The following is a 23,563-nucleotide window of genomic DNA, read 5'->3' as shown; positions in this document are numbered from 1 at the left end:
TAACTACAATTGAAAATTTAAAATGAAAAATATTAGAGTAATTTTATTGGTGCTTTTTATCGCTTTTAAAGCAAACAGCCAGCAGTATAAGGTAGATACGTCTTACACAGTTAAAAGCACGTATGATAAATTACAAAAAAAGTATCCCTTCATTACAATTCCCCAAATAAAATCTAATCCTGATATTCAGGAGAAATTGGATATAATTTATAATCAGGAGCAAGGCCGAATTTTGCATTTTGATGCTTTCATAAATAAAAAGAACAGGAAAAATCCAGGTCTGATTATGATACACGGCGGAGGCTGGAGATCAGGAAATAAAAGTCAGATGCAGTTTTTAGCAAAAGAAATTGCAGCAAAAGGATATTCGTGCTTTCCAATCGAGTACAGATTATCACTAGAAGCCAAATATCCGACAGGAGTTATAGATGTAAAAAATGCTATAAAATTTATAAAGAAGAATGCTGGAAAGTTTAATGTTGACCCAGACAAAATTGCGGTTTTAGGCTGTTCTTCAGGAGGCCAAATGGCAGCTTTGATTGGTACAACAAACAACAATCCTATTTTTGAGGATAAATCTTTTAAGAGTAAATCTTCTTCAAAAGTGCATGCAATTATAGATGTAGATGGTGTTTTGGCATTTAAGCATCCGGAATCATCAGAGGGAGATATGGCAGCTTTTTGGCTGGGAGGAAAATCAGATGAGAATCCAGAAACTTGGAAAGTGGCTTCTGCATTAACACATACAGATAAAAATACTCCTCCAACATTATTTATTTGCAGTAGTATTCCGAGATTCCATGCAGGGAGAGACGATATGATTAAGATTTTGAATAACAATAAAATCTATAATAAGGTAGAAACTATTCCCGATTCACCTCATTCTTTTTGGTTTTTTGAGCCATGGTTTAGTCAAACAGTTTCGTACACAACACAATTTTTAGATAGAATTTTTAAATAATTAGAATACTCGAAAATTCGTAAAACATATGACTAAAGCCGTTATAATAAAAGTCAATTTTACAAAATGTATTATTGCTTTTCTATTCATTTTGAATGGCAAAATCACTGCTCAAAATCTGGAAAGCAAAAATGTAATTTCTAACCAATTGAAATGGTCGGAAAGAATGGCTCTTTCTATCATGAAACGAGCCCCAAAAGCATGGCAAATTGATAATAATGAAAAACCTAAATGGGACTATAAGTTAGGTCTAGCGATGATGTCTTTTGAACAATTGTATAAGAAGACAAAAAATCCGATTTATTTGGAATATGCAAAGGATTATGCTGATTCTGCTATAAATGAAAAAGGAGAAATACTGAATTACAAGTTAGAGGATTACAATATTGACAATATTAATGCGGGCAAAATTCTTTTTGACCTTTACGATTCTACAAAGGAACAGCGCTATCTTATTGCGATGCAGACTTTAAGAAAACAGCTGGACACGCATCCGAGAACAAATTCTGGCGGATTTTGGCACAAAAAGATTTATCCGTACCAGATGTGGCTTGATGGTTTGTATATGGGAGCGCCATTTTACGCTCGTTATACTACTGTATTTGAAAATGGAACGGCATTTGATGATATCGCAAAACAGTTTGAAGAAATTCACAAACATACGTTAGATCCAAAGACAGGACTTCTTTTTCATGCGTGGGATGAAAGCAAACAAATGGGCTGGGCAAACAAGGAAACTGGAACTTCACCGAATTTTTGGTCACGTTCTATCGGCTGGTATATGATGGCTTTGACCGATGTATTGGATTATATGCCGAAAGATCATCCGAAAAGAAAAGAGCTGATTCGGTATTTAAACGATATTTCCAAGGCGGTTTTAAAATATCAGGACAAATCGGGCTTGTGGTATCAAGTTACAGATGCAGGAAATAAAAAAGGGAACTATCTTGAAGCTTCGGGATCAGAAATGTTTGTTTATGCTTTTGCAAAAGGATATAATAAGGGATATTTACCAGAAAATTATAAAAAAGCAGCCTTAAAAGGTTTTAACGGAATTATAAAGGAATTAATTACGCTAGATTCCGACGGAGAAATACACATTACTCAAGTATGTGCCAGTGCAGGATTGGGGGGGAATCCGTATCGAGATGGTTCGTATGAATATTATATAGGCGAAAAAATTAAAGTGGACAATTCGCATGGCTTGGGACCATTTATTTTAGCCGCATTAGAATTAGAAAAATAGTAGAATTTAAATATATTTTGAAATGAAGAACAGTAGAAAGAATCGTTATTTTATGTCGGTTTTAATGATTTGCGTTATGACCATTACAAGTTGTAAAGTAACATCACAACAACCAGCAAACAAGGAGATTGTAATTGGAAAGAATTTGAAATGGTCTGATAAAATGGCTTTGACTTTAATGAAACGCCATCCACAATCTTATATGCTAGATGATGCGAAAAAACCAAAATGGGACTATGTACATGCTTTGGTTTTGCATTCTATCGAAGAATTATACAAAAAAAATCCAGATCCGAGATACAAAGCTTATGTGAGAGGTTATGTAGATGAATTGGTGCAAGAAGACGGTTCTATCAAAACATACGAATTTGACAAGTTTAATATCGATTTAGTTGTACCAGGGCGTCTGCTTTTTGATATCTACGCAGAAACAAAACAGGATAAATATTTAAAAGCGTTGCAACAGATACGTCAGCAATTGCAAGAACAGCCAAGAACAGCTAGCGGCGGATTTTGGCATAAACAGATTTATCCAAACCAGATGTGGCTTGACGGATTGTATATGGGAGAACCATTTTATGCTCAGTATACTGTTACTTTTGAAAATGGTAAAAGTTTAGATGATATTGCGAAACAGTTCGAATTGATTCAGCTTCATGCCACAGATCCTAAAACAGGATTATTGTACCACGGTTGGGACGAAAGCAAGCAGATGCCGTGGGCTAATAAAGAAACAGGTAATTCTCCAAATTTTTGGTCTAGAGCTCTAGGTTGGTATGTTATGGCTTTAGTCGATGTTCTTGATTATTTTCCAAAAGATCATCCAAAACAAAAAGAGTTGGTTAAGTACTTAAACAACGCATCAGAAGCTTTGGCTAAATATCAAGATAAATCAGGATTGTGGTATCAGGTTACAGACAGAGCAGGAGGAAAAGACAACTATTTAGAGGCTTCAGGTTCTGCAATGTTTTCGTATGCTTTTGCCAAAGGAGCAAACAAAGGATATTTACCAGCAAAATATAAAAAACTGGCTAATAAAGCTTTTGACGGACTTACAAAAGTATTGATTAAAAAAGTAGACGAAGATGGCGGAATAACTTTAACCAATTGCTGTCAGGTTGCTGGTTTAGGAGGAACTCCATATCGTGATGGTTCTTACGAATATTATGTAAACGAGAGAAAAAAAGACAATGATCCTAAAGCAACAGGTCCGTTTATTTTGGCTGCTTTAGAATTGAACAGATAAAAGAGTATTGTGAATTATCTATAAGCTTAATCCCGTCAAGTTTTTTACACCTGTCGGGATTTAGTTTATTAAGCCAAACATTTTAAAATGAAAAACATTCAAATCATCTTTTTTCTTCTTTATTTTTTGTCTTTTCAGAAGAACAACGCTCAAGTTTGGGTTTCAGATAATGGAGACGGAACATATACAAATCCGATTCTCCACGCAGATTACTCCGATCCAGATGTGGTACGTGTAGGCGATGATTATTATATGACAGCTTCTTCTTTTAATTGTATTCCGGGACTTCCTATTTTACATTCTAAAGATTTGGTAAATTGGAAAATAATAGGCCATGCACTCACCAAACAGCCGCCTTTCCAAACCTATGATAAAGTTCAGCATGGCAACGGAGTCTGGGCGCCATGTATCACTTATCATAACAATGAATTTTATATCTATTATCCTGATCCAGATTTTGGAATTTATATGATTAAAGCCAAAAAAGCGTCAGGCCCTTGGTCTGAACCTCTTCTGGTTAAAGCCGGAACTGGGCTGATAGACCCGAGTCCGCTTTGGGATAATGATGGTAAAGCCTATTTGGTACACGCCTTTGCAGGTAGCCGTGCACAGATTAAAAGTTTGCTGGTTGTCTGTACTATGAGTCCGGATGGAACTAAAGTAAATAATGATGAAGTGATGGTTATTGACGGTCATGAGGGAGAAGGAACAATTGAAGGTCCAAAATTCTATAAGAGGAATAATTATTATTACATTTTTGCTCCAGCAGGAGGTGTTCCTACTGGTTGGCAGACAGTTTTAAGATCAAAAAATGTTTTTGGTCCTTATGAAAAGAAAAAAGTTTTAGAACAAGGTTCAACAAATGTAAATGGCCCGCATCAGGGGGCGTGGGTTACAACTCAGACAGGTGAAGATTGGTTTTTTCATTTTCAAGATAAAGGCGCTTATGGACGTATCGTTCATTTGCAACCAATGAAATGGGTAAATGATTGGCCTGTAATGGGGCAGGATTTCGATAAAAACGGAATTGGAGAGCCTGTTACGACTTTTAAAAAACCTAACGTAGGAAAAAAGTATAGCATAGAAACACCTGCCGAATCAGATGAATTCAATACTCCTGAATTAGGTCTGCAATGGCAGTGGCAGGCCAATAAGCAAATCAATTGGGGAATGACGACAAGTCTAGGGTATTTGAATTTGTATTGCCAGCCTACGGTCAACAGTAAAAATATTTTTAATGCGCCAAATCTGTTGTTGCAAAAATTTCCCGCAGAAGAATTTACAGCTACAACAAAATTAACATTTAACTCAAGAATAAATGGTGAATCTACAGGTTTGATTATAATGGGATTGGACTACAGTTATTTATCTTTAAAAAATAATGATGGAAAATTGTATCTAAGTCAAAAAACAGGAACTTTTAATAAGACCGTTTCAGAATCAGAATCTAAACCAATTTCAATAACAGAAAACACAATTTACTTAAGAGTAAAAGTCAAAAAAGGTGCAATCTGTAGCTTTTATTACAGTTTTGACGACAAAAATTACGAGAAACTTGGAAATGATTTTACTGCTGTAGAAGGAAAATGGATCGGCGCTAAAGTTGGTCTTTTTGCATTAGGAGAAAAGGTCACCAACGATTCAGGAAATGTTGCCGTCGACTGGTTTAGAGTTACAAAATAACAAGCTAATGAAAATGATTAAGAAAAGTATTTTAGTACTGGTATGTTGCTTAAGTTTAGGCTTAAAGGCACAAAATAAGTATAAAAGCTGGTCAGAAATTATTCGCAAGAATGAATCAGCTTGGTTTGGTACTGACGAAGCAAAAAAAATAGCAGAAAATGTTTTGCTATATCAAAGAGATATCGGCGGATGGCCAAAAAACATTCAGATGCAACAGGAGCTTTCCGAAAAGCAACAGAAAGATTTACTGGCTCTTAAAAACACTGCGGTTGAAACTACAACAGACAATAGTGCAACAACTCAGGAAATGCTTTTTATGTCTAAAATGTATGAGCAAACAAAAGACGAGCGCTATAAAGAGTCATTTTTAAAAGGGCTGAACTATTTACTCGAAGCCCAATATGCAAATGGAGGGTGGCCACAGTTTTATCCTCTTAAAAAAGGATATTATACGCATATTACCTATAATGACGATTCTATGGTAAGCATTCTGAATGTCATTAAGAACATTGCACAAGAGACAAATTATTACAGTGTAAAGCCGTCTCAAGAGGTGATTGACAAATGTAAAAAAGCCTTTGATAAAGGCATCGATTGTATCTTAAAAACGCAATACAAACAAAATGGTGTTTTAACAGCTTGGTGTGCGCAACATGACGAAGTAACATTATTGCCGGCAAAAGCCAGAGCTTTTGAACTGGTATCTTTGAGTGGCCACGAATCGGCAAGAATTACGCTGCTTTTGATGTCTATCGATAAACCTTCGCCTGAAGTGATTACAGCCGTAAAAAGTGCGGTAGCTTGGTTCGAAAAAACAAAAATCACCAATTTAGAAGAAAAGAAAGTATTGAATGACGCAGGAAAAATCATCGACAAAAAGATGATTCCTGTTACAAATGGAGCTCCAATTTGGGCTAGATTTATGGATTTAGAGAGCAATGAGCCTTTCTTTTGCGACCGCGACGGAATCAGGAAAAAATCTATCGATGAAATTGGCTCTGAAAGACGAAACGGTTATTCTTGGTATTCTGAGGCTCCTAGAGAGGTTTTAAAGAAATTTCCAGACTGGGCTGTAAAAAACGGAACAAAAGTAAGTACTTCAGATAAAAAAAATGTTACTCTTATTACCGTTGCACAGGATGGTTCTGGTGATTTTACAAAAATTCAAGACGCCATATATGCATGTCCGGCTTTTCCTTATGAGAAAGTAACCATATTTGTAAAAAATGGAACTTACAATGAAAAAGTCCGAATTCCAGAATGGAATACAAACGTCATTTTAAAAGGCGAAAGCAAAGAGAATACTATAATAACCTTCGATGATAATTTTTCAAAAATCGCCTTAGGCAGAAACAGTACTTTTTATACCTATACTGTTTTGGTAGAGGGAGATGATTGTGCGGTTTTAAATTTAACAATAAAAAATGCTTCGGGAGATCGCGGACAGGCAATTGCTTTGTCTGTTGTTGCAAATCGTGTAAAAGTTTCAAATTGCAATCTTTTAGGGAATCAGGATACGTTGTATTTGTCTGGGAAAGATGCGAAACAGTATTTTAAGGATTGTTACATTGAGGGAACTACAGATTTTATATTTGGGAGTGCTACTGCCGTATTTGAGGATTGTATTATTCACAGTATTAAAAGTTCGTATATCACAGCAGCCTCGACACCGCAAGGAACTCCATACGGATTTGTTTTTAAAGAATGCAAGCTAACCTCAAATCCAGAGGCCAAAGCTGTATATCTCGGAAGACCATGGCGTATTTATGCTAAAACGGTCTATATCAACTGCGAGATGGGAAAACAGATTAAGGCAGAAGGTTGGGAGAACTGGTCAAAACCAGAAGCCGAGAAAAATAGTTTTTATGCAGAATACAACTGTAAAGGAGAAGGTTTTCAGCCTGCTAATAGGGTAAAATGGTCTCATCAGCTTTCTAAAAAACAGGCTGAGCAGTATTCTACAGAAAAAATTCTAAGCGACAAAAGCGGAAATTGGTATTCAAAATAGGTTCTTTTTTAAATTATATATTATGAAAAATTTGATTTTTTTACTGATTTGTTGTACTTCATTTGCACAGAATAATTTTCCGTCGAAAGAAGTTTCGACTATTGTAGAGAGAATTCAGCTTCCTGTTATTCCTGCTTATCAGATAAGCGTTGCTACACTAGGAGCCAAAGGTGATTCTGTTACAGACAACAAAAAGGTTTTTGAAAAAGCCATGGCACTATGCAAAAAGAATAAAGGAGGAACCATAATAGTTCCGAAGGGAGTTTACAAAATAAACGGTCCAATTCATTTTGTGAGTAATGTAAATTTGAAGATTGAAAAAGGTGCGAAAATTAAATTCAGCGACAATCCGAAAGATTATCTTCCAATGGTTTTAACCAGTTGGGAAGGAACAATGTTGTACAATTATAGTCCATTAATTTATGCAGCTGATTGTGAAAACATTGCGATAACAGGTGAGGGAACAATTGACGGAGAAGGAGGAAAAACATGGAAAACTTTTAAGGAAAAAGAAGGAAAAGGCAAGGAGTTAAGTCGCGAGATGAATCATACCAGTGTTCCAGTTCAAAATCGAAAATTCGGTGAAGGTTATTTTTTAAGACCACAGATGATTCAATTTCTAAATTGTAAAAACATTTTGGTGGAGAATGTACGTATAGAGAATTCGCCTTTTTGGTGTTTACATCTTCTAAAATCACAGAGTATTACAATTCGCGGAATCAGCTATAAATCTTTGAACCATAATAATGATGGAATTGATCCCGAATACGCTAAAGATGTTCTGATTGAAAACGTTAATTTTGATAATGGCGACGATAATGTTGCTATAAAAGCGGGTCGTGATCATGAAGGAAGAGCAAGTACAACGCCAAGCGAAAATATTGTCATTCGAAACTGTAATTTTAAAGGTCTTCATGGGGTCGTAATCGGCAGTGAGATGTCTGCTGGCGTACAAAATGTATTTGTTGAAAATTGTAAAACTTCTGGATATTTAAAAAGAGGTATTTATCTGAAGACGAATGCAGACAGGGGAGGTTTTATTAAAAATGTATTTGTTAGAAATATTAATTTAGACCAAGTGGAAGATTGTTTATACATAACAGCAAATTATCATGGAGAAGGAAAAGGGTATCAATCGGAGATTTCAAACATCCATTTTTCTAATATAAGTTGCAACAAGGCATCAGAGTCAGGAATCGTGATTCAGGGATTTGCAGATAAAAAAATCAAAAATGTCTCTTTAAGTAATATCGAAATCAAAGAAGCTAAAAATGCATTGTCAAACGAAAATGCTGAAAATGTTTTGATGACGGATGTTTTTATCGGAAAAAGAGCCAGCGTACCAACAGCGGTTTCGAAAAATTAAATTGAATAGAAATTAATAAATAAAGAGACAAAGACCTTAGCATACTTTGCGTAAGCCTAGCATATCCATCGTTTAAAAAGAAATAATCAAATGAAAAAATACATTTTACTAACGTTCTTAATCACTTCCCTAAGCTTCGCCCAAAAAACAACAGTTTACTGTATTGGTGATTCTACTATGGCCAATAAAAAAGATCCAGATAAAAATCCGGAACATGGATGGGCGCAAGTGTTACAGTCTTTTTTTAAGGATGAGATTGTAATAGTTAATAAAGCAGTAAATGGAAGAAGTACCAAAAGTTTTATAGCTGAAAAAAGATGGGATTCAATTTACAATAAACTTAAAAAAGGAGATTATGTCTTGATAGAATTTGGACATAACGATGAAAAGATTGAAGACCCTAGCCGCTATACCAATCCGCACACGGCTTACAGGTATAATTTAATACGCTTTGTCAAAGAAAGCAGGGAAAAAGGCGCAATTCCAATTTTGTTAACTTCAATAGCAAGACGCAATTTTAATGATAAAGGAGTATTAGTGCCTACTCATGGTGAATATCCGTTAGAGACCCGTTTAGTCGCTCAGGAATACAAAGTTCCATTTATAGATTTAGAATACCATACAGAATCGTTAGAACAATCTTATGGTCCAGAAAAATCTAAGCTATTGCATTTGCATTTCAAAGCAGGAGAAAATGCTTATTATGACAAAGATAAGGCAGATGACACGCATCTTTCTTTAAAAGGGGCTACAGAAATAGCACAGATATTTATTACCCAGCTTAAAAAATTAGAAGATTCCTATTTAGAGAAATTAAAGAAAGGCATTAGATAAAGTTATTGGTATGTTTAGGTGTTATTATACTTAATATGAATTTAAGAATTAGGGAAGAAGCTGTCTCAAAAGTAAAATCAAACTATTGAGAATTGCGTAAATGGAAAATTTCTTCGATAAGTGCCCAAATATACGAGGCTGTCTCATTTTAGACTGCGCCCAAAAGTTTAAACAAATTTATATTTAAGTTTGATAACAATAAGCTCGATGTTTTATCGGGCTCATTCCTTTTAGCCTAAGTTTGATTCTTCGGCCAGTTCATAATAATTGATTATTTCCTCATTAATGATTTGGGTTAAATATAATTTTTCTCCGATACGTTAAATTTAGTTAGTTATCCTTCTATAGCCATAGTGGCCTTTGTGCCTGGAATAGATTGCATTTATATAATAACTTTAATTTGAAACCAATCGAATAAAGTTGATTTTTACATGATGATAAACCTGCTTTGTCAGACTCCCTCTAATTTATTTATCCAAAGTGACAGGAAAGAAATTCAAAAAGTAATTACAGTAGAAGTAAAAAAAATGTTTTAAATCATTGATTTTCATTATTTTTATTTTTGTTGCAAACTTTTTATTCTGACTTATTTTAATACACTTAAAACTTTTAGTTGGTATTTCAGAATTTTGCTTGCTATAATTTTGCACTGCTATTTAGTAAATAAAATGATGAAAAAAGATACTTTTTTAAATATAATGCATGGAGAGTTAGAAAAGGCAGAAAATACTTCAAATTTTAAAAACAACCTTTTATACTGTGCAGGTTGTTTGGCCGTTTTCCTTTATTCTGTAAATAGTAATGCCCAGTTTGTAAATACTGGAGATGTAAAAGTGGAAAAAGGAACAATACTTTCTGTTTACATGGATTACAACAATAAAGAATCTGGAAATTTTATCAATGACGGTCAAGTTCACATTTTTGAAAACTGGACAAATGACGGAGCAGTAAGCTACACTAATATAGGGAATGGTAAAACATTTTTTACTGGAGAAAAAGCACAACAAATCAAAGGCTCAAAAATTTCAAACTTTCAGAATATTCTTTTTGAAAACCTGAGTGCATTAATTCCTTTTCGATTATCGACAGCAATATCCGTTAATAAAAACGCGGAATTTTCTAATGGGATTATTGATGGTGATACTAATGGACTTATGATATTCAACGAATATGCTTCGCACACAGATGCCAGCGATTTGAGTTTTGTGGATGGCAAAGTGCAAAAAATAGGTGTTGATGCCTTTGAGTTTCCTATTGGCGATGACCTTTATTTTAGACCATCATACCATGCAGTTGGAGCAGATGCAAACGATTCTTACACAGCGCAATATTTTCTTAAAAATTCTGATCCAATTCATCCGCATTCAAATAAAGATGTAACTATAAAACTTATTAATAACACTGAATACTGGAATGTTGATCGCGACAAAGGAACAAACGAAATTGTATTAAGCCTGACATTAGATACTCATACCACACCTTCTGAATTTTTTGATTATGATGACAAGACAACAGAAGTTACTATGGTGCGATGGGATGAAGCTTCTTCTAAGTGGGTTAGAGAAGAGAGTGCTGTAAGCGACCGTATTAGCGAAGGAAGTAAAGGTGCTGGTTATACAAAGTTGTTAATGGGAAAAGTAAGCGGATATGGCATGTTTACTATGGCACTTGTGGATAAAAAAGACCAACCAAATGAATTAGTTGTGTATAATGCACTTTCGCCAAATAATGATGGTATCAATGATACATTTCATATTAAAGGAATTGATAAGTATCCAGATAATACTGTTGAGATTTATAACAGGTGGGGTGTAAAAGTGTTCGAAGCAAAATCGTATAACGAAAGTGATAATATGTTTAGAGGATATTCAGACGGACGTGCTACAATAAATAGAAATGAAAAACTGCCGACAGGAACATACTATTATATACTTAGATACAATAATGGTCAAAAAGGAATTCAGCAGACTGGTTATCTGTATATAAACAATCAATAATCTTCTTGTTTAAAGAATTTAAATCAATTTTTAAGTAATGAAACATTAATAGTTATGTCGATAAAATTGTGGTTTTGTATTTTGTTGCAGATGGTAATACTCTGGAAGAGATGAATTTAATATGAAGTTGTCTGAAAATAGAGCACGTGCTACAGTAGATTACCTTGTTGATCATGGTATAAGTAAAGAAAGGCTCACCAGCCAAGGATATGGCGAAACTCGCCTAATAAATGGTTGTTCTAATGGAGTAAAATGTACAGAAGAAGAGCATCAAGCCAATAGACGTTCGGAATTTATAGTTCATATAAACAATAAGTAAGATAGTAAAAGGGTTGTCTAAAAGTTTTAGACAACCCTTTTTTGCTTGTACTTTTACGCTCGCTGATGATGATAATTGGCACCAAAATTCGCGCGAGATATTTTACGTGTATTAGAACATATCCAGATGGATATTTTGCATTCATGATTGTGTGGAGCTTGACTAAAATTGAAATTCGTTTACTCATCACACGGGATTTTTCTATGTCACAGGAAATATTACAACCAAATGATGTAATTTGAATTAATGATAAGAAAAAAAGGATACCATTTTTTTAGGTATCCTTTTTTGATTTAAAATCTTATTGTAATGTAGATTTAGTAATGCATTTTTGATTGTATTTTTTTTTGACCAAATCATCAGCTGGTTTTCTGTGAAAAAGTTCATAGTATTTTGAACAGAAATAACTCAGCTTGCTGTAATTGAGTTCGTAAATTACTTCTGTTAAGGTTTTATAATCACCGCTTTGCAGTAGTCTGTTTGCTAGAATCATTTTCTCTTCAATAAACAAGTTTTTCGGAGTATTGTGAAACTGTTTCTTAAAAATCATTTTGTATTTTGAAGGTGACATCCCTGCCATTTTAGATAAAAACGGCACTGAAGGAAAAGGATTGTACAAATTATCTAAAAGATAAGTTTGAGTTTTGGTTACAGACTCAATTTCTACATCGGTTATTTCATCTTTTACAGCTTGTGAATGTTCATAACGATCCAAGAAATTACCTAACAGACGTAATGAAATACCTTTTAGATATGACTCGAATGAACTGTCAAAAACTGAGCGATCTTTTATGGATCTGATCAATAGCATGCTATGGCTGTCAATATGATCATAATAATAAAGCGATTTTTTAGGAACGCTTATTTTTCGATTTCCATGTTCTTCCGAAGGATGTGTTTTTATAAACTCATCCAAAAGCTTTTTGTCTACCAAAAGTCTTACTGCTAATGTTCTGTCTCCAACTGCAGGCTTAAATGTGCTTTTCATTTTGTTGTCGATAATGGCTAATCCTAAATCTTCGTGAGTACCAATTCTGTAATCTATTTTATTGATTCGTATTAGATTAACATGTTCACTCATATCAAAATGGAAAATGTATAATTCATTATCAGACTTCTGTCTTGTTATTTTTATAGGTGTATCTAATACAAAATCGACATATAATACAGAGATTCCTGGTGTAACCTGAGTAAAATAAGAATAGCCATGGCCAATGTCCTCTGGAATGACAATGATTTTATTATCAATAAGTTCTCCTCCCATTTCTTTAGCAAAAGAATGCTGCCATTCTGGTGTTAAACTATAAAAATGCGTAATCCTTTTCATAGTATGTGGTATTTAAGCTATAAATGTTTTATAAAAATTTTAGGTGATAGTCCGTAATACTCTTTAAATTTAGATGTAAAATAAGAATTATTGGTAAAATGAAATTTATCTGAAATTTGCGATATGGAATACTGTTTTTCTTCTAAAAGTTCTTTGGCTTTTATAAGTTTATTTTCCATAAAAAATACATTAGGTGTAGACCCAGTAATTTTTCTAAATAGAATTTTGAACTTCGATTCAGACATATTTGCCATATCTGCCATTTGTTTTATACTTGGAAATGTTTCTTCAGCATGTTCTATAAGATATTTTTGAATCAGGATTATATTATTTAAATCGGTCTGATTAACGGTTTGTAGAATTATTTTATTGGTTGATAATTTTCGTAAATAATTAGATATGAGTAAATGAACGGTACCAGCAAGATTAAAATCAAAGATAGGTCCGCCAACTTTTTGCTTATGCAGTTCCTCCAGAATATAATAGCTATCATAGCTCATCCTGTCAAACCTAATAATTGTATTTTTCTCCGGGTTGGTGATTTCCTCAATTTGATTGATAACTATATTCTCTTTTTTCGCATAAGATTCTATTATGCTTTTTTTGATAAATATTGCCAATCCGTAAGTTCGGCTACCTGACTTTACTACATAATCAGTATTAATAAGACCATCGATAACACTTAGATTATAGTGCCATCTGCTGACATTGTACATAAAGTCTCTTGCGGTCAAAGTAGCTTCTCCATCAGTAAGATTATAATACAAACCTATAAAATCTGTGTCCCTGTTTTTCTGAATTTTATGAAAGTCTGAATTGTAAGTTACATCGACATAAAAAGCCGAAATACCTTCTCCACATGGTAATATATATCTGATACCATTATCAGGAGCTATTATAAAATTCCCATCTATTTTGCCCCCCAATTGTTCTGCATAATGCGGTAACCAATCAAGATCAGGTCCAAATGAATGTTCAATTATTTTCATTAAAGATGTTTTTAATATTATAAAATTAATATTTTTTTTTGATAAGTATTTGATTTTCAATTGTAGATTATCTTGTGAGATGAGGAGCTTTTTTTGGGTAATAATGAAGTAAGACTCTATTTTGCCATTATTGTATCACAGAGCAAAAGAGCAATAATGTTTAACATATCATAGCAAAATCTTTCGTATGCCGCAGGATGTAATTTTTTATAACTTCAGTTTCTGAATACATAACGTGAAAAAATTTATGGTCCAGAGAGTTAAATTCAGGATATTTAGAATAAAGGTCAGACAATTCATTCGTACTTCTTTCAACTTCGATTTCGATTTTGTTTTTTAAATATATTTTTGCAGCCTTATTAATAATTGATGCCATGCTCGATGCTCCCCAGAGATGAAGCGTTTTTGAAAATGATGTACTAAAAATGTAGTCTGCATATCCGTTGTGTATTAGTTGCAGAAAACCTCCGTTTGTCACTTCGCCAAATAAAATATTATAAGCCATTAAAGTATGCTGACATACATCTGCTTCTGAATGTAAGCCTTCTGCAGGGTCTAGGTATAAAATTTCATAATATTTAGATAACAATAGGTAGAATAAATCCCAGCTGTCAGAGCTAGCATCTGAGAATTCTTTCTTCGTTATTATAGGAAGATTTAACTTTTGAAATTTTATTTCTGCACTTGTCTTTTCATTGTTTTTAGTAATTTTCCTAACCATCTATTTTTATTTTTAAGCGGACCTTTTAGTATTTGTTTTAATTGTAAGTAAAAGACTATTTTTTTTGCTTTATTTTGATACTTATTTGACTTTTAAGGGCAAATGGTATGCCTGATATTTTTTATAGATTTTAAATTGTTTGTATTCAATAGGTTAAATATTTTTATGGATTTTTTATTGCATTTTCTACCTAGTAAAATATTCCCTATGCGGAAAATTTCCTCGCTTTTAATTAGGAAATTTTTTGATTTAAAGTCTTTCTGTCAATTTGTAATATCTTAGCGGCCTTTGATTTATTATTATCAACAGCTGCGAGAATTTTAAGAATATGATCTTTCTCATATTCTTTAAGGGACTTGAAAATTGTGTTCGGATCAGGAATGTGGTATTTTAGTTCATCGGGAATGTTTTCTATAGTTATCCTTTCGTCACTCATAATTATCATTCTCTGAATTATATTCTCTAGTTCCCTAATATTGCCTGGCCAATTGTAACGTAATAAAATTTCCAGAACTTTTGTATCTATTTTAATATCTGGTTTCCCATATTCGTTGCCATATTTTTGAAGAAAGTTCTCTACAAGGGGCAGGATATCTTCTCGTCGCTCTCGTAAAGGAGTTGTTTTAATATTTACGACATTTATTCGATAGTATAAGTCTTCTCGAAAAGTACCATTCAGCACCATTTGATAAAGATTGCTGTTTGTGGCAGATATAATTCGGACATCTAATTTTTCTGAATGGACAGCACCAATCCTCGTAATTTCTTTTTCTTGAAGTACGCGCAACAGTCTTGTTTGAACAGACACGGGGGCAGTTCCTATCTCATCAAGAAAAATTGTACCTCCGGCTGCGGCCTGAAACAAGCCCAACCTTGACTCATTTGCACCCGTAAAAGCGCCTTTGATATAACCAAATAATTCTGACTCCATTAAGCTTTCGGGAATACCTCCGCAGTTTACAGAAATAAAAGGCATTTTATGACGATTTCCTTTACTATGGATTGCTTTTGCAATTAACTCTTTTCCGGTACCACTTTCCCCTTCAATCAAAACATTGACTTTATTGTTTTTGACACGATTTATAAGTTCTACAAGTTTTTTGAATTGTTCAGATTTGCCAACGATACCGGCGTAATTATGTTCTGATGCAATGATATCTGATGGAGTTGTTTTTACAATATTTCGTGTTTTTTCTAGAGAAGTTTGTATAGCATTATACAATTCGCTGCTTGTAAATGGTTTAGTCAGATAATCTAATGCACCCGATTTTATAGCATTTACGGCATTATCAATACTGGGCATTCCGCTGATAACTAATTTTGGCATTGTAGGATAGTGTTCTTCAGCATATCTCAACAGTTCGATTCCGTTGATCTCCGGCATATTTAAGTCGGTTATAAGTAAGTCTATGGGAGTAAATTTTAAGACTTCCAAAGCTTCATGTACCGAAGAAGCCTTGTAAGTATGGTAATTAAAATTTTTAAGATGACGCTGTAGAAGTGCAAGCATATCGTAGTTGTCGTCTACGATAAGTATATTTTCTTTTGTTGAAGTCATATCAAGTTAACTTATGGGAAGTTTTATTGTAAAAATGGTTCCCGAAGGATTATTGTTTTCTACAATTATTTGACCATTATGGTTTTTCACAATTCCATGAACAACGCTCAGACCGAGACCGCAGCCGTCTGTATTGGGTTTGGTTGTAAAAAACGGGTCAAATATTTTTTGTTTGATGTTTTCCGGAATTCCGATTCCTTCATCAATAATGGAAATCAAAGCCTTATCGGCTTGTTTTTGTACTTCTATGCGTATAATGCTTTTTTCTGGTGAAGCGTAAACAGCATTGATCAATAGGTTGAATAAGACTTGAGTAATCTGCACCGAATCGATTTTAGCGGTAATACATTCGTCAGAATAAGAGACTGCTGTTTTTATTTCTTTTTTTTGAAAATTAGATTTGAGAAATGATAGCGCAAATGTTATAATAGGTTTAATTTCCTGAATTTGTAATTGCTGAGGCATTTCACACGAAAAGAACATGAGTTTTTTCACTATTTCTCGTGAGTAGATGACAGAATTAATTACAGTACTAATATCTTCGGCTATGACAGGATCAGAATTATGATCCTTTATCAATTCAGCAAATCCCAGTATGTTGCCAAGTGGAGTGTTGAGTTCATGTGCGATTCCAGCAGTCATTTCTCCAAGAAGCGTCAAACGGTCCATGCGTTCTACTGTTCTTCTCAATAGGGCTTTTCTTTCTAGGGTTTGGTATTTTTCTATAAAGTTTCCTATTTCAAAGGCAATCGTATCTAGAAGTTTTTGCTCGTCATGAAGAAAATCTTTCTTTGAAAATTTGTTTTTAGGATAATGAACTTTCACATATCCAGCTTCCATTTTTGCTATCGGAATTTTTGAGGTTTGAAAAATCGTGCAGCAATTGATTTCGCTAGTTGTTATATGATAATCCAAAACATCTATTTCAACAATAGCATCTTGATCAAATAGCCATGCTTTTTTGATGTGGGAGGCAATTTGCAACAGTACGTCATTTGCAACATGATCTGTCTGCGAAATTATTTTTGAAATCTCATGTATACAGTTTAATTCTTTTGTTCTTTCTATCAATTTATCTTCGGCACTTGTCAGCTTCATCTTGTAAGAAATTATTCGTAGTAATTTTAAATTTCAAACCAAATGTAAGAAATATTTGCATCCAGTAATAGTGACGGATGTCTTTATTTAACTATTTGAAAACAAAATAAATAAGATTGTTTTCTTGGGCTTATTCTGATATTTTTTTGGCTTTAAGAGGTAATTTCTTTAATTAATTTCGAACATAAAAAATGGGTCTTTTCAAAAATAATATTTGGAATTGATTTTTCGAAAATGATTTAATAATAAGGTTTTCGATTACAGTTTTTCCTTTTCTGATTTCTCACTGTGAATAAAAGCCTATTTTAATACTTTAATGGCTTTTTGAGTAAAAGCTACTTAGTAGGTATAAATAGATTTGTAATGTTTTTTGAATTCATTTTAAAAAGATCCACAAACACTAAAAATACCCTATGAACTCTTCTAATTTTTCGATGGAATTTGAATTGAACGGCTCAGAAATAAGAAAACTCAACAAGATGTATTTTGAGAATATATATCGTGAAAGAGTTACCATTATTTCTTGTCTGGTTTTATTCGTGCTTATTGTATCAGATTTTCTGAATACTAATGAGGATAACGATTTGATAATCTGGATTATTAAAACTCTTATCATAATAGTATTTTTTCTTTTAATTCAGTACTCAATTGTTGAGACCGTTTGTAAAATTATTTTCAGGCTTGCCAAAAAGCTGCTTAGGTTCGATAATTTCATCAGACGATACAAGTTTAATTTTACAAATTCTTTAATATATGTGCATTCTCCTTTGGGTGAATTTAAACATGATTGGAGCAAGATTGATAAAGCTATTTTGACAAAGGATTTTTTTCTACTCTATATAAAAGAACGCAATGGCTACATTATTTCAATTTCCAATAAGGATGACAGCAGAGATTTAAATCGGTTGCTGGATTTTGTAGAGAAAAATGTTACGCATATCATTAAAGTCTGATGTATCAGTGTTGCCATAAGTTTCATTCAACCTTATTTTGTTTGTTTTGTGGCTTTTAGGGGTAATCAATAAGAACTTTGTAATATAAGTTTGTAAGAAAGAACCCAATTATTAATAACTAATTTAAGGGAGAATGGAAAAGGAAAAAGTATTAGTGTGTGATAATAAAGGAATTTTTTTAAGAATGTTTAAAAGAAAATTCAAAGGAGAATTCGAGTTTTCTGAAGATCTACTTTTTAGTAAAACAAATGATGCAATACGCTTTAATCGCTATATATATGTGATTTATGATAAATTTGAATTGCTTCAATTCCTAAAAATGGAACAAGATGATAAGAATGCATTAATTTGCTTGTTTGATAAGCAGTTATATAACAGTCTATTTTTTCTGGAAGAAATCAAAAATTTTATACTATTGGATGCTTCTAAGACAAGAACCGAAATTATTAAGGACTTGAAAGTGCATTTTAAAAGTAAATCAGGCGTTACTTCTAAAAAGATTAAAAAAAGTATAGCAAATTCTCAAATCCTTCAATCTAAATTTAATAATTACTATAGAGCGATGTTTTTTTTAATGTAATTCTACAATACCTATTCTGATTTGAATAGATAGTTAGTGCAGGATAATTGTTGTTCGTTATCCTGCATTTTTGTTTTTGTTCACGAATGCTCAAAAAAATGTTTTATTTACGGAAGAACGTCTCTGTTTTAAGTTTTAATTATTAAATTGTTCAAAATAATAAACAATAGAAGAATGAAAAAGGTAAGCAGATTTTGTCTTGATGTTTTTTTGCCAATTGTTTTGTTTTCAAGCTGTAAAACAACTCAACAATTGTCAGACACAAAAATTGTCTTAAAGAATAACAGTTCAATCGCACTGACACAAAAGCCTGTGTCGATTGCAAGAAACCATTTCAAAGGGATGGATTTGCAATATAATTTTCCGATTCTTGTTTTTAAGAATGATACTATTCCGGCTCAAGTTAATGATCTTAATGCAGATGGAAAATGGGATGAAGTTTTCTTTACTGCCGATTTTTTGCCAAACGAGGAAAAAACAGTAGAACTAAGATGGTCGCAGATAGATCCCAAATTTACTAGGAAAACAAGCGTAAGGTTTGGAAAAAGAGAAGCCGAAAATATACCTGTACATCCCGCACAAGAGGAGGTTTTAATGGCTGATCAGGTGTATAAAAAATTAGGTTATCAAAAATATCAGACTGATGGCCCACATGGGAAAATGACAAAGTTGGATTTAGACATTATTTGGACGGAAGAAATTCTAAAGATGTGTTCGGAAAAAAACTTCCTGCGATAACACCAGAAAATGTTGGTATAAACAGTAAAGGAGCGGTCGAAGATAATTACCATGTTATGTATGACTGGGGAAGGGATATTTTTCCTGTAGGAAATTCTGTAGGACTTGGAGGTTATGCACTCTTAATTGACAACAAAATTAACAGGCTCGGTATTTTAGGAACCGATACCTTGAACAATGTTGAAAAAACGACATTTAAAATCGTAAGCGAAGGACCAGTAAATTCGATATTAAGTTATAATTACGAAAATTGGAACGCCGCTGGAAATTTATATCAGGTAGAAGAGACCACTTCTATCTGGCCAGGAAGCTATGGATATAAAAATACTGTTTCGATAAAAGGGATAAAAGGCAATGAAACTTTTCTGGCCGCTATCTCTAATTTGAATAACAAAAATGCGCTACAAGTTGTTGAATCGGGCAACTGGATTTGCCTTATACAGCACGATTACCTTACCTATAATCGTGAATGGCTTTTAGGAACTGCTATTTTAGTTCCGAAAGAACTATATCTGGGCTATATTGAAGCCCCAAAAACAGGTCAGTTGACAGACTCTTATTTGGCTAAACTGAAAATCCAGAACAATAAGGAAATCAGCTATTATGCAATTGCGGCTTGGGAACTAAGTGCCGATAAAGGTTTTAGCGATGCATCTTACTTTAAAAATTATGTCACAAACCTTGCTGCGCAACTTTCTGTAACGATAAAAGTAGAAGTGAAATAAATTTCAAAAAAGAGGGATCTGTGTTTTGATTGCAATTTTGTTGAAAAGTTGAGCATTAGACTGAGCAAATGAGCTTTGGTAGACGTTTTTTCATAAATATAGTCTAATTAAAAGGATTTTTAACCTTTATTCTGCCTAGATTTAATCTATTTTAATGGTTGATATGTAGGTATATGCTGAATTTTTTAACAGTTTTGAAAAAAAAATAAAAAAAAACATTTTTAATTTTAAACAGGTGTCGATTTAGATCTTTACCATTTTTAAAATAACTGTTTGATTTTTAGATTGTTGTGAGGGTGTTGGTTTTAAAGGGGCTAGAGAAGTTTTCATTATAAAATTTATGACTGAAAAACAGTACTAAATTTAACAACAAAAGTGTTGTAACTATCACACAAACTTTTATTTTTGTGGCTTAATTTAACAAAATATAATCATGAAAGATTTATTAGTAAAAATCAACGCCGAAATTGAAACATTTAAAGCAGAAGCTGAATCTTTAACTGAAAAAGGAATTAAAGCTGCAGGTCCAAGAGCACGTAAAGCTACTTTAGAAATCGAAAAACTTTTAAAAGAGTTCAGAAAAGTTTCTATCGAAGAATCAAAAAAATAATACAACTAAAAACCTCGTCAATCGACGAGGTTTTTTTATTTTCATTTTTTATAAATAAACTTAGGCAAAAGAAAAAGAACTTCCAATCTCAATGTTTTTCGTATCAGATAGAATTTCGGTCGATGAAGTTGAATGGCACTTTTACCTGTCCTTTCTCCTTATTCAAAATCATTCTGGCAGCTGTTTCTCCCATAATATTAAAATCGGTTGACATTACTGTAATGCCTAATAATTCTTTTAGGGGAGTGTCGTTGTAAGATATCACGCCAATTTCTTTTCCTAGAATAAATTCTTCGTCACGAATCTGTTTCATTAAATTAACTAAATCAGATTCTTCTATTGTGATGAATAAATCGCCTTTTTTAAGAATCATATCATCGTACACTTCACTAAGAATTTCGAAATTGATTTCGTGCTCAACACAGAATTTTCTAAAACCATGAAGAATTCTTCGAGGATATGGATAAACAGCTTTGTCTGGATACACCAAGATTAAACGCTTGTATTTGGTTATTTTAGAAAGTCCCTCTTTTAAGGCATTGTAGATGTCGTTTTCAAAATCTTGATAGATTTTTATCACATCATCACCCATTCCGAGTTTGATATTGTCTAGAACTACAAGTTTGTCTTGAGGGATATTTCGAATTGCGCTAACCACTTCATCTGTAAAACTGAGATGCTTTAATTCGTCTGTTTTAAAGTGAGTCGTAATTACGTAATAATCATAAGCGCCTTCAAATTTGTCAAGTAGGTTTAGAAAGAGCGTTTCATCGCAGTGATAAATATGAAGGTCTACATGTGCATTTGCTCCCAAAGTATTGATGAAGGAGCTGTAAGTCTTCATTTTATAGGCGCTCAGTTTATTGGTCAGAAACAAAATATTCACTTTCGATTCTAATTTCGTTCTGGTAATATAATATCCTTTTCCGCGAATTGAAGATATTATTTTTCGTTCTTTCAGAATGTTATATGCCTTTTCCACAGTATCTCTTGACATATAAAACTCTTCACTAAAACTATTGATAGACGGAATTTTCTGGTTGATTTTTAGATTTCCGTTGGCGATGTTTTGAAGAATGGAGTCGACAATTTGTTTGTATTTCGGAACCCTTGAGTCTTCGTCTATTTTAATAAGTTTAATCATGATTATCTGCTGAAGATTCGTTTAATCAATAAAAAAACGAATTTTAAATTATAATTTTTTTAAAAACTCTTCAAATAATGCCAGAAAAATATTTTCTGCTATTTTTCTTACTCAAAAAAGCTTTTTAAATAAGGCTTACTTTATATTTAGCGTAATCTGGTTGTTAACTGCAAATTGCAGATTCAATAATTACGAAATCGATTGCTAAAATAGCGTTTTTAAATTTATTTTTACAATAATAATGCCAGCTTCTTTGCATTAAATATCCAGTTTTAACATAATTGCAATTGCTGTACAAGGATAGTACAGGACAGTTTTGTTTTTTACATTCTATTATTTTACAAAACCAAATTAACTATCAGAGTAACCACAACCAAAAAACAGTAAATGGAATCAATATTAGGAATCATTTTTCATTCTATCGGAGGATTTTCTTCAGGCAGTTTTTATATGCCGTTTAAGAAAGTAAAAAATTGGGCTTGGGAAAGCTATTGGCTAATTGGAGGCTTTTTTTCCTGGCTTATCGTACCACCAATTGCAGCTTATTTAACGATTCCAAATTTCACAGAAATAATTGCGGCAGCTTCGCCTTCGGTAAAAGCACTGGCCTTTACAATGGGACTGATTTGGGGTATAGGAGGACTAACTTACGGATTAGGTGTTCGCTATTTGGGAATGTCGCTAGGAAATTCGATTACTTTAGGATTTTGTTCTGCTTTTGGAGCCTTAATTCCACCAATTTATTATCATTTTAACGCAGAAGAAGGCAAAGAATCAATCAGTGATATGTTTGCAAGCTCTGGAGGGCAGATGGTTTTAGGCGGCGTATTGGTATGTATTATTGGTATTGCGATTTTAGGAAAAGCAGGAATGCTTAAAGAAAAAGATTTCGCGACAGGCCATGAAGATAAAGACAAAGATTTCAGTTTGGTAAAAGGTCTTATCATCGCTATTGTGTCTGGTATTTTGAGCTCATTTTTCAATTTTGGAATTGAAGCGGCAAAACCTATGGCTGATGCAGCAAACAATGCATGGAAGGTATTGCATCCCAATCAGGGAGAATTCCTTTTTCAGAACAATGTAAGTTACATTATAATACTTTGGGGAGGTTTGACTACAAACTTCATCTATTGTATTTATTTGAACTTTAAAAATAAAACTATTGGCGACTACACCAATACATCTACTCCAATTGCTAAAAACGTGCTTTTCTCTGCACTTGCAGGAACAATGTGGTTTCTTCAGTTTTTCTTCTACGGAATGGGAGAAAGCAAATTAGGAAACGGAGCAAGTTCATGGATTCTTCATATGGCAACCATAATTTTGACAGCCAACTTCTGGGGCTTTTATCTGAAAGAATGGACTGGCGTTTCTAAAGGAACTTTTAGAACTTTTATTTTAGGAATAGCGTTAATGATGCTTTCAATTGTTTTGGTCGGAATAGGCAACTCATTATAAAT

18 protein-coding genes and 2 pseudogenes are annotated in these 23,563 nt (G+C 33.2%); 14 read left to right on the top strand and 6 right to left on the bottom strand.

Translation table 11 applies throughout. The features are described from left to right. Window positions 1-22: 22 nt before the first annotated feature. The 9 genes and pseudogenes from E0W73_RS08335 to E0W73_RS08295 form a co-directional block, all read left to right on the top strand. Window positions 23-961, top strand: a complete 939-nt coding sequence (locus tag E0W73_RS08335; protein ID WP_135221625.1) for an alpha/beta hydrolase — start codon at window positions 23-25, stop codon at window positions 959-961. A 28-nt stretch (window positions 962-989) separates the two neighbouring features. After that, a complete protein-coding gene (locus tag E0W73_RS08330) occupies window positions 990-2,207 on the top strand; it encodes a glycoside hydrolase family 88/105 protein (protein ID WP_135221624.1) in 1,218 nt (405 codons plus the stop codon). Between the two features lie 22 nt (window positions 2,208-2,229). Beyond that, window positions 2,230-3,453 carry a glycoside hydrolase family 88/105 protein gene (locus tag E0W73_RS08325; protein ID WP_162847679.1) on the top strand — a complete coding sequence of 408 codons (1,224 nt, stop codon included), beginning with the start codon at window positions 2,230-2,232 and terminating at the stop codon, window positions 3,451-3,453. An 87-nt stretch (window positions 3,454-3,540) separates the two neighbouring features. After that, on the top strand, window positions 3,541-5,136 hold the full coding sequence (locus E0W73_RS08320; protein WP_135221623.1) for a glycoside hydrolase family 43 protein: 1,596 nt from the start codon (window positions 3,541-3,543) through the stop codon (window positions 5,134-5,136). 7 nt (window positions 5,137-5,143) lie between these two features. Further along, window positions 5,144-7,144, top strand: a complete 2,001-nt coding sequence (gene pelA / locus E0W73_RS08315; RefSeq protein ID WP_135221622.1) for a pectate lyase — start codon at window positions 5,144-5,146, stop codon at window positions 7,142-7,144. A gap of 22 nt (window positions 7,145-7,166) precedes the next feature. After that, the gene (locus tag E0W73_RS08310; RefSeq protein WP_135221621.1) at window positions 7,167-8,510 is read left to right on the top strand and encodes a glycoside hydrolase family 28 protein; all 1,344 of its coding nucleotides are present in this window, start codon (window positions 7,167-7,169) and stop codon (window positions 8,508-8,510) included. A 90-nt stretch (window positions 8,511-8,600) separates the two neighbouring features. Further along, window positions 8,601-9,344 carry a rhamnogalacturonan acetylesterase gene (locus E0W73_RS08305; protein WP_135221620.1) on the top strand — a complete coding sequence of 248 codons (744 nt, stop codon included), beginning with the start codon at window positions 8,601-8,603 and terminating at the stop codon, window positions 9,342-9,344. Window positions 9,345-10,012: 668 nt separating this feature from the next. After that, window positions 10,013-11,341: a gliding motility-associated C-terminal domain-containing protein gene (locus tag E0W73_RS08300; RefSeq protein ID WP_135221619.1), complete on the top strand. Its 1,329-nt coding sequence runs from the start codon at window positions 10,013-10,015 to the stop codon at window positions 11,339-11,341. 103 nt (window positions 11,342-11,444) lie between these two features. Next, window positions 11,445-11,660, top strand: a pseudogene (locus tag E0W73_RS08295) (OmpA family protein); the annotation flags it as partial. Between the two features lie 301 nt (window positions 11,661-11,961). On the opposite strand, the gene E0W73_RS08290 reads toward E0W73_RS08295, so the two are convergent. From E0W73_RS08290 to E0W73_RS08270, 5 genes are all read right to left on the bottom strand, one after another. After that, window positions 11,962-12,987 (bottom strand): helix-turn-helix domain-containing protein, encoded by a 1,026-nt coding sequence (locus tag E0W73_RS08290; protein WP_135221617.1) that lies wholly within the window; start codon window positions 12,985-12,987, stop codon window positions 11,962-11,964. A 17-nt stretch (window positions 12,988-13,004) separates the two neighbouring features. Then, a complete protein-coding gene (locus E0W73_RS08285; protein ID WP_135221616.1) occupies window positions 13,005-13,976 on the bottom strand; it encodes a helix-turn-helix domain-containing protein in 972 nt (323 codons plus the stop codon). 160 nt (window positions 13,977-14,136) lie between these two features. After that, window positions 14,137-14,697 carry a DMP19 family protein gene (locus E0W73_RS08280; protein WP_135221615.1) on the bottom strand — a complete coding sequence of 187 codons (561 nt, stop codon included), beginning with the start codon at window positions 14,695-14,697 and terminating at the stop codon, window positions 14,137-14,139. Between the two features lie 232 nt (window positions 14,698-14,929). Then, entirely contained in the window at window positions 14,930-16,255 is a 1,326-nt protein-coding gene (locus E0W73_RS08275; protein ID WP_135221614.1) for a sigma-54-dependent transcriptional regulator, read from the bottom strand. A 6-nt stretch (window positions 16,256-16,261) separates the two neighbouring features. Beyond that, entirely contained in the window at window positions 16,262-17,353 is a 1,092-nt protein-coding gene (locus E0W73_RS08270; RefSeq protein WP_135221613.1) for a sensor histidine kinase, read from the bottom strand. A 413-nt stretch (window positions 17,354-17,766) separates the two neighbouring features. Here E0W73_RS08270 and E0W73_RS08265 point away from each other — a divergent pair, with 413 nt between their 5' ends. The 4 genes and pseudogenes from E0W73_RS08265 to E0W73_RS08250 all read left to right on the top strand — a co-directional run bounded on the left by E0W73_RS08265 (window position 17,767) and on the right by E0W73_RS08250 (window position 20,959). After that, window positions 17,767-18,306, top strand: a complete 540-nt coding sequence (locus E0W73_RS08265; RefSeq protein ID WP_135221612.1) for a YcxB family protein — start codon at window positions 17,767-17,769, stop codon at window positions 18,304-18,306. A gap of 133 nt (window positions 18,307-18,439) precedes the next feature. Continuing rightward, window positions 18,440-18,886 (top strand): hypothetical protein, encoded by a 447-nt coding sequence (locus E0W73_RS08260; protein ID WP_135221611.1) that lies wholly within the window; start codon window positions 18,440-18,442, stop codon window positions 18,884-18,886. A 174-nt stretch (window positions 18,887-19,060) separates the two neighbouring features. Further along, window positions 19,061-20,349, top strand: a pseudogene (locus tag E0W73_RS21725) (DUF4861 domain-containing protein). 433 nt (window positions 20,350-20,782) lie between these two features. Then, window positions 20,783-20,959, top strand: coding sequence for a histone H1 (locus E0W73_RS08250; RefSeq protein ID WP_012026201.1), 177 nt, complete (start codon window positions 20,783-20,785; stop codon window positions 20,957-20,959). A 103-nt stretch (window positions 20,960-21,062) separates the two neighbouring features. Here E0W73_RS08250 and E0W73_RS08245 read toward each other — a convergent pair whose 3' ends face one another. Further along, on the bottom strand, window positions 21,063-22,103 hold the full coding sequence (locus E0W73_RS08245) for a GntR family transcriptional regulator (protein WP_135221610.1): 1,041 nt from the start codon (window positions 22,101-22,103) through the stop codon (window positions 21,063-21,065). Between the two features lie 387 nt (window positions 22,104-22,490). Here E0W73_RS08245 and rhaT point away from each other — a divergent pair, with 387 nt between their 5' ends. Beyond that, a complete protein-coding gene (gene rhaT, locus E0W73_RS08240; protein WP_135221609.1) occupies window positions 22,491-23,561 on the top strand; it encodes an L-rhamnose/proton symporter RhaT in 1,071 nt (356 codons plus the stop codon). Window positions 23,562-23,563: the final 2 nt, after the last annotated feature.

Source organism: Flavobacterium foetidum (assembly GCF_004634245.1).
Classification (GTDB): Bacteria; Bacteroidota; Bacteroidia; order Flavobacteriales; family Flavobacteriaceae; genus Flavobacterium; species Flavobacterium foetidum.
The sequence above is the reverse complement of the archived record's forward strand: the minus strand, read 5'-3'. Positions and strand labels throughout refer to the sequence as shown.

Bases quoted from the DNA above. Each gene is read 5' to 3' on its own strand.
- E0W73_RS08275 (WP_135221614.1), bottom strand. From the start codon at position 16,255: ATGACTTCAACAAAAGAAAATATACTTATCGTAGACGACAACTACGAT.
- E0W73_RS08325 (WP_162847679.1), top strand. From the start codon at position 2,230: ATGAAGAACAGTAGAAAGAATCGTTATTTTATGTCGGTTTTAATGATT.
- rhaT (WP_135221609.1), top strand. From the start codon at position 22,491: ATGGAATCAATATTAGGAATCATTTTTCATTCTATCGGAGGATTTTCT.
- E0W73_RS08320 (WP_135221623.1), top strand. From the start codon at position 3,541: ATGAAAAACATTCAAATCATCTTTTTTCTTCTTTATTTTTTGTCTTTT.
- E0W73_RS08335 (WP_135221625.1), top strand. From the start codon at position 23: ATGAAAAATATTAGAGTAATTTTATTGGTGCTTTTTATCGCTTTTAAA.
- pelA (WP_135221622.1), top strand. From the start codon at position 5,144: ATGAAAATGATTAAGAAAAGTATTTTAGTACTGGTATGTTGCTTAAGT.
- E0W73_RS08270 (WP_135221613.1), bottom strand. From the start codon at position 17,353: ATGAAGCTGACAAGTGCCGAAGATAAATTGATAGAAAGAACAAAAGAA.
- E0W73_RS08310 (WP_135221621.1), top strand. From the start codon at position 7,167: ATGAAAAATTTGATTTTTTTACTGATTTGTTGTACTTCATTTGCACAG.
- E0W73_RS08260 (WP_135221611.1), top strand. From the start codon at position 18,440: ATGGAAAAGGAAAAAGTATTAGTGTGTGATAATAAAGGAATTTTTTTA.
- E0W73_RS08265 (WP_135221612.1), top strand. From the start codon at position 17,767: ATGAACTCTTCTAATTTTTCGATGGAATTTGAATTGAACGGCTCAGAA.
- E0W73_RS08330 (WP_135221624.1), top strand. From the start codon at position 990: ATGACTAAAGCCGTTATAATAAAAGTCAATTTTACAAAATGTATTATT.
- E0W73_RS08280 (WP_135221615.1), bottom strand. From the start codon at position 14,697: ATGGTTAGGAAAATTACTAAAAACAATGAAAAGACAAGTGCAGAAATA.
- E0W73_RS08290 (WP_135221617.1), bottom strand. From the start codon at position 12,987: ATGAAAAGGATTACGCATTTTTATAGTTTAACACCAGAATGGCAGCAT.
- E0W73_RS08300 (WP_135221619.1), top strand. From the start codon at position 10,013: ATGATGAAAAAAGATACTTTTTTAAATATAATGCATGGAGAGTTAGAA.
- E0W73_RS08245 (WP_135221610.1), bottom strand. From the start codon at position 22,103: ATGATTAAACTTATTAAAATAGACGAAGACTCAAGGGTTCCGAAATAC.
- E0W73_RS08305 (WP_135221620.1), top strand. From the start codon at position 8,601: ATGAAAAAATACATTTTACTAACGTTCTTAATCACTTCCCTAAGCTTC.
- E0W73_RS08250 (WP_012026201.1), top strand. From the start codon at position 20,783: ATGAAAGATTTATTAGTAAAAATCAACGCCGAAATTGAAACATTTAAA.
- E0W73_RS08285 (WP_135221616.1), bottom strand. From the start codon at position 13,976: ATGAAAATAATTGAACATTCATTTGGACCTGATCTTGATTGGTTACCG.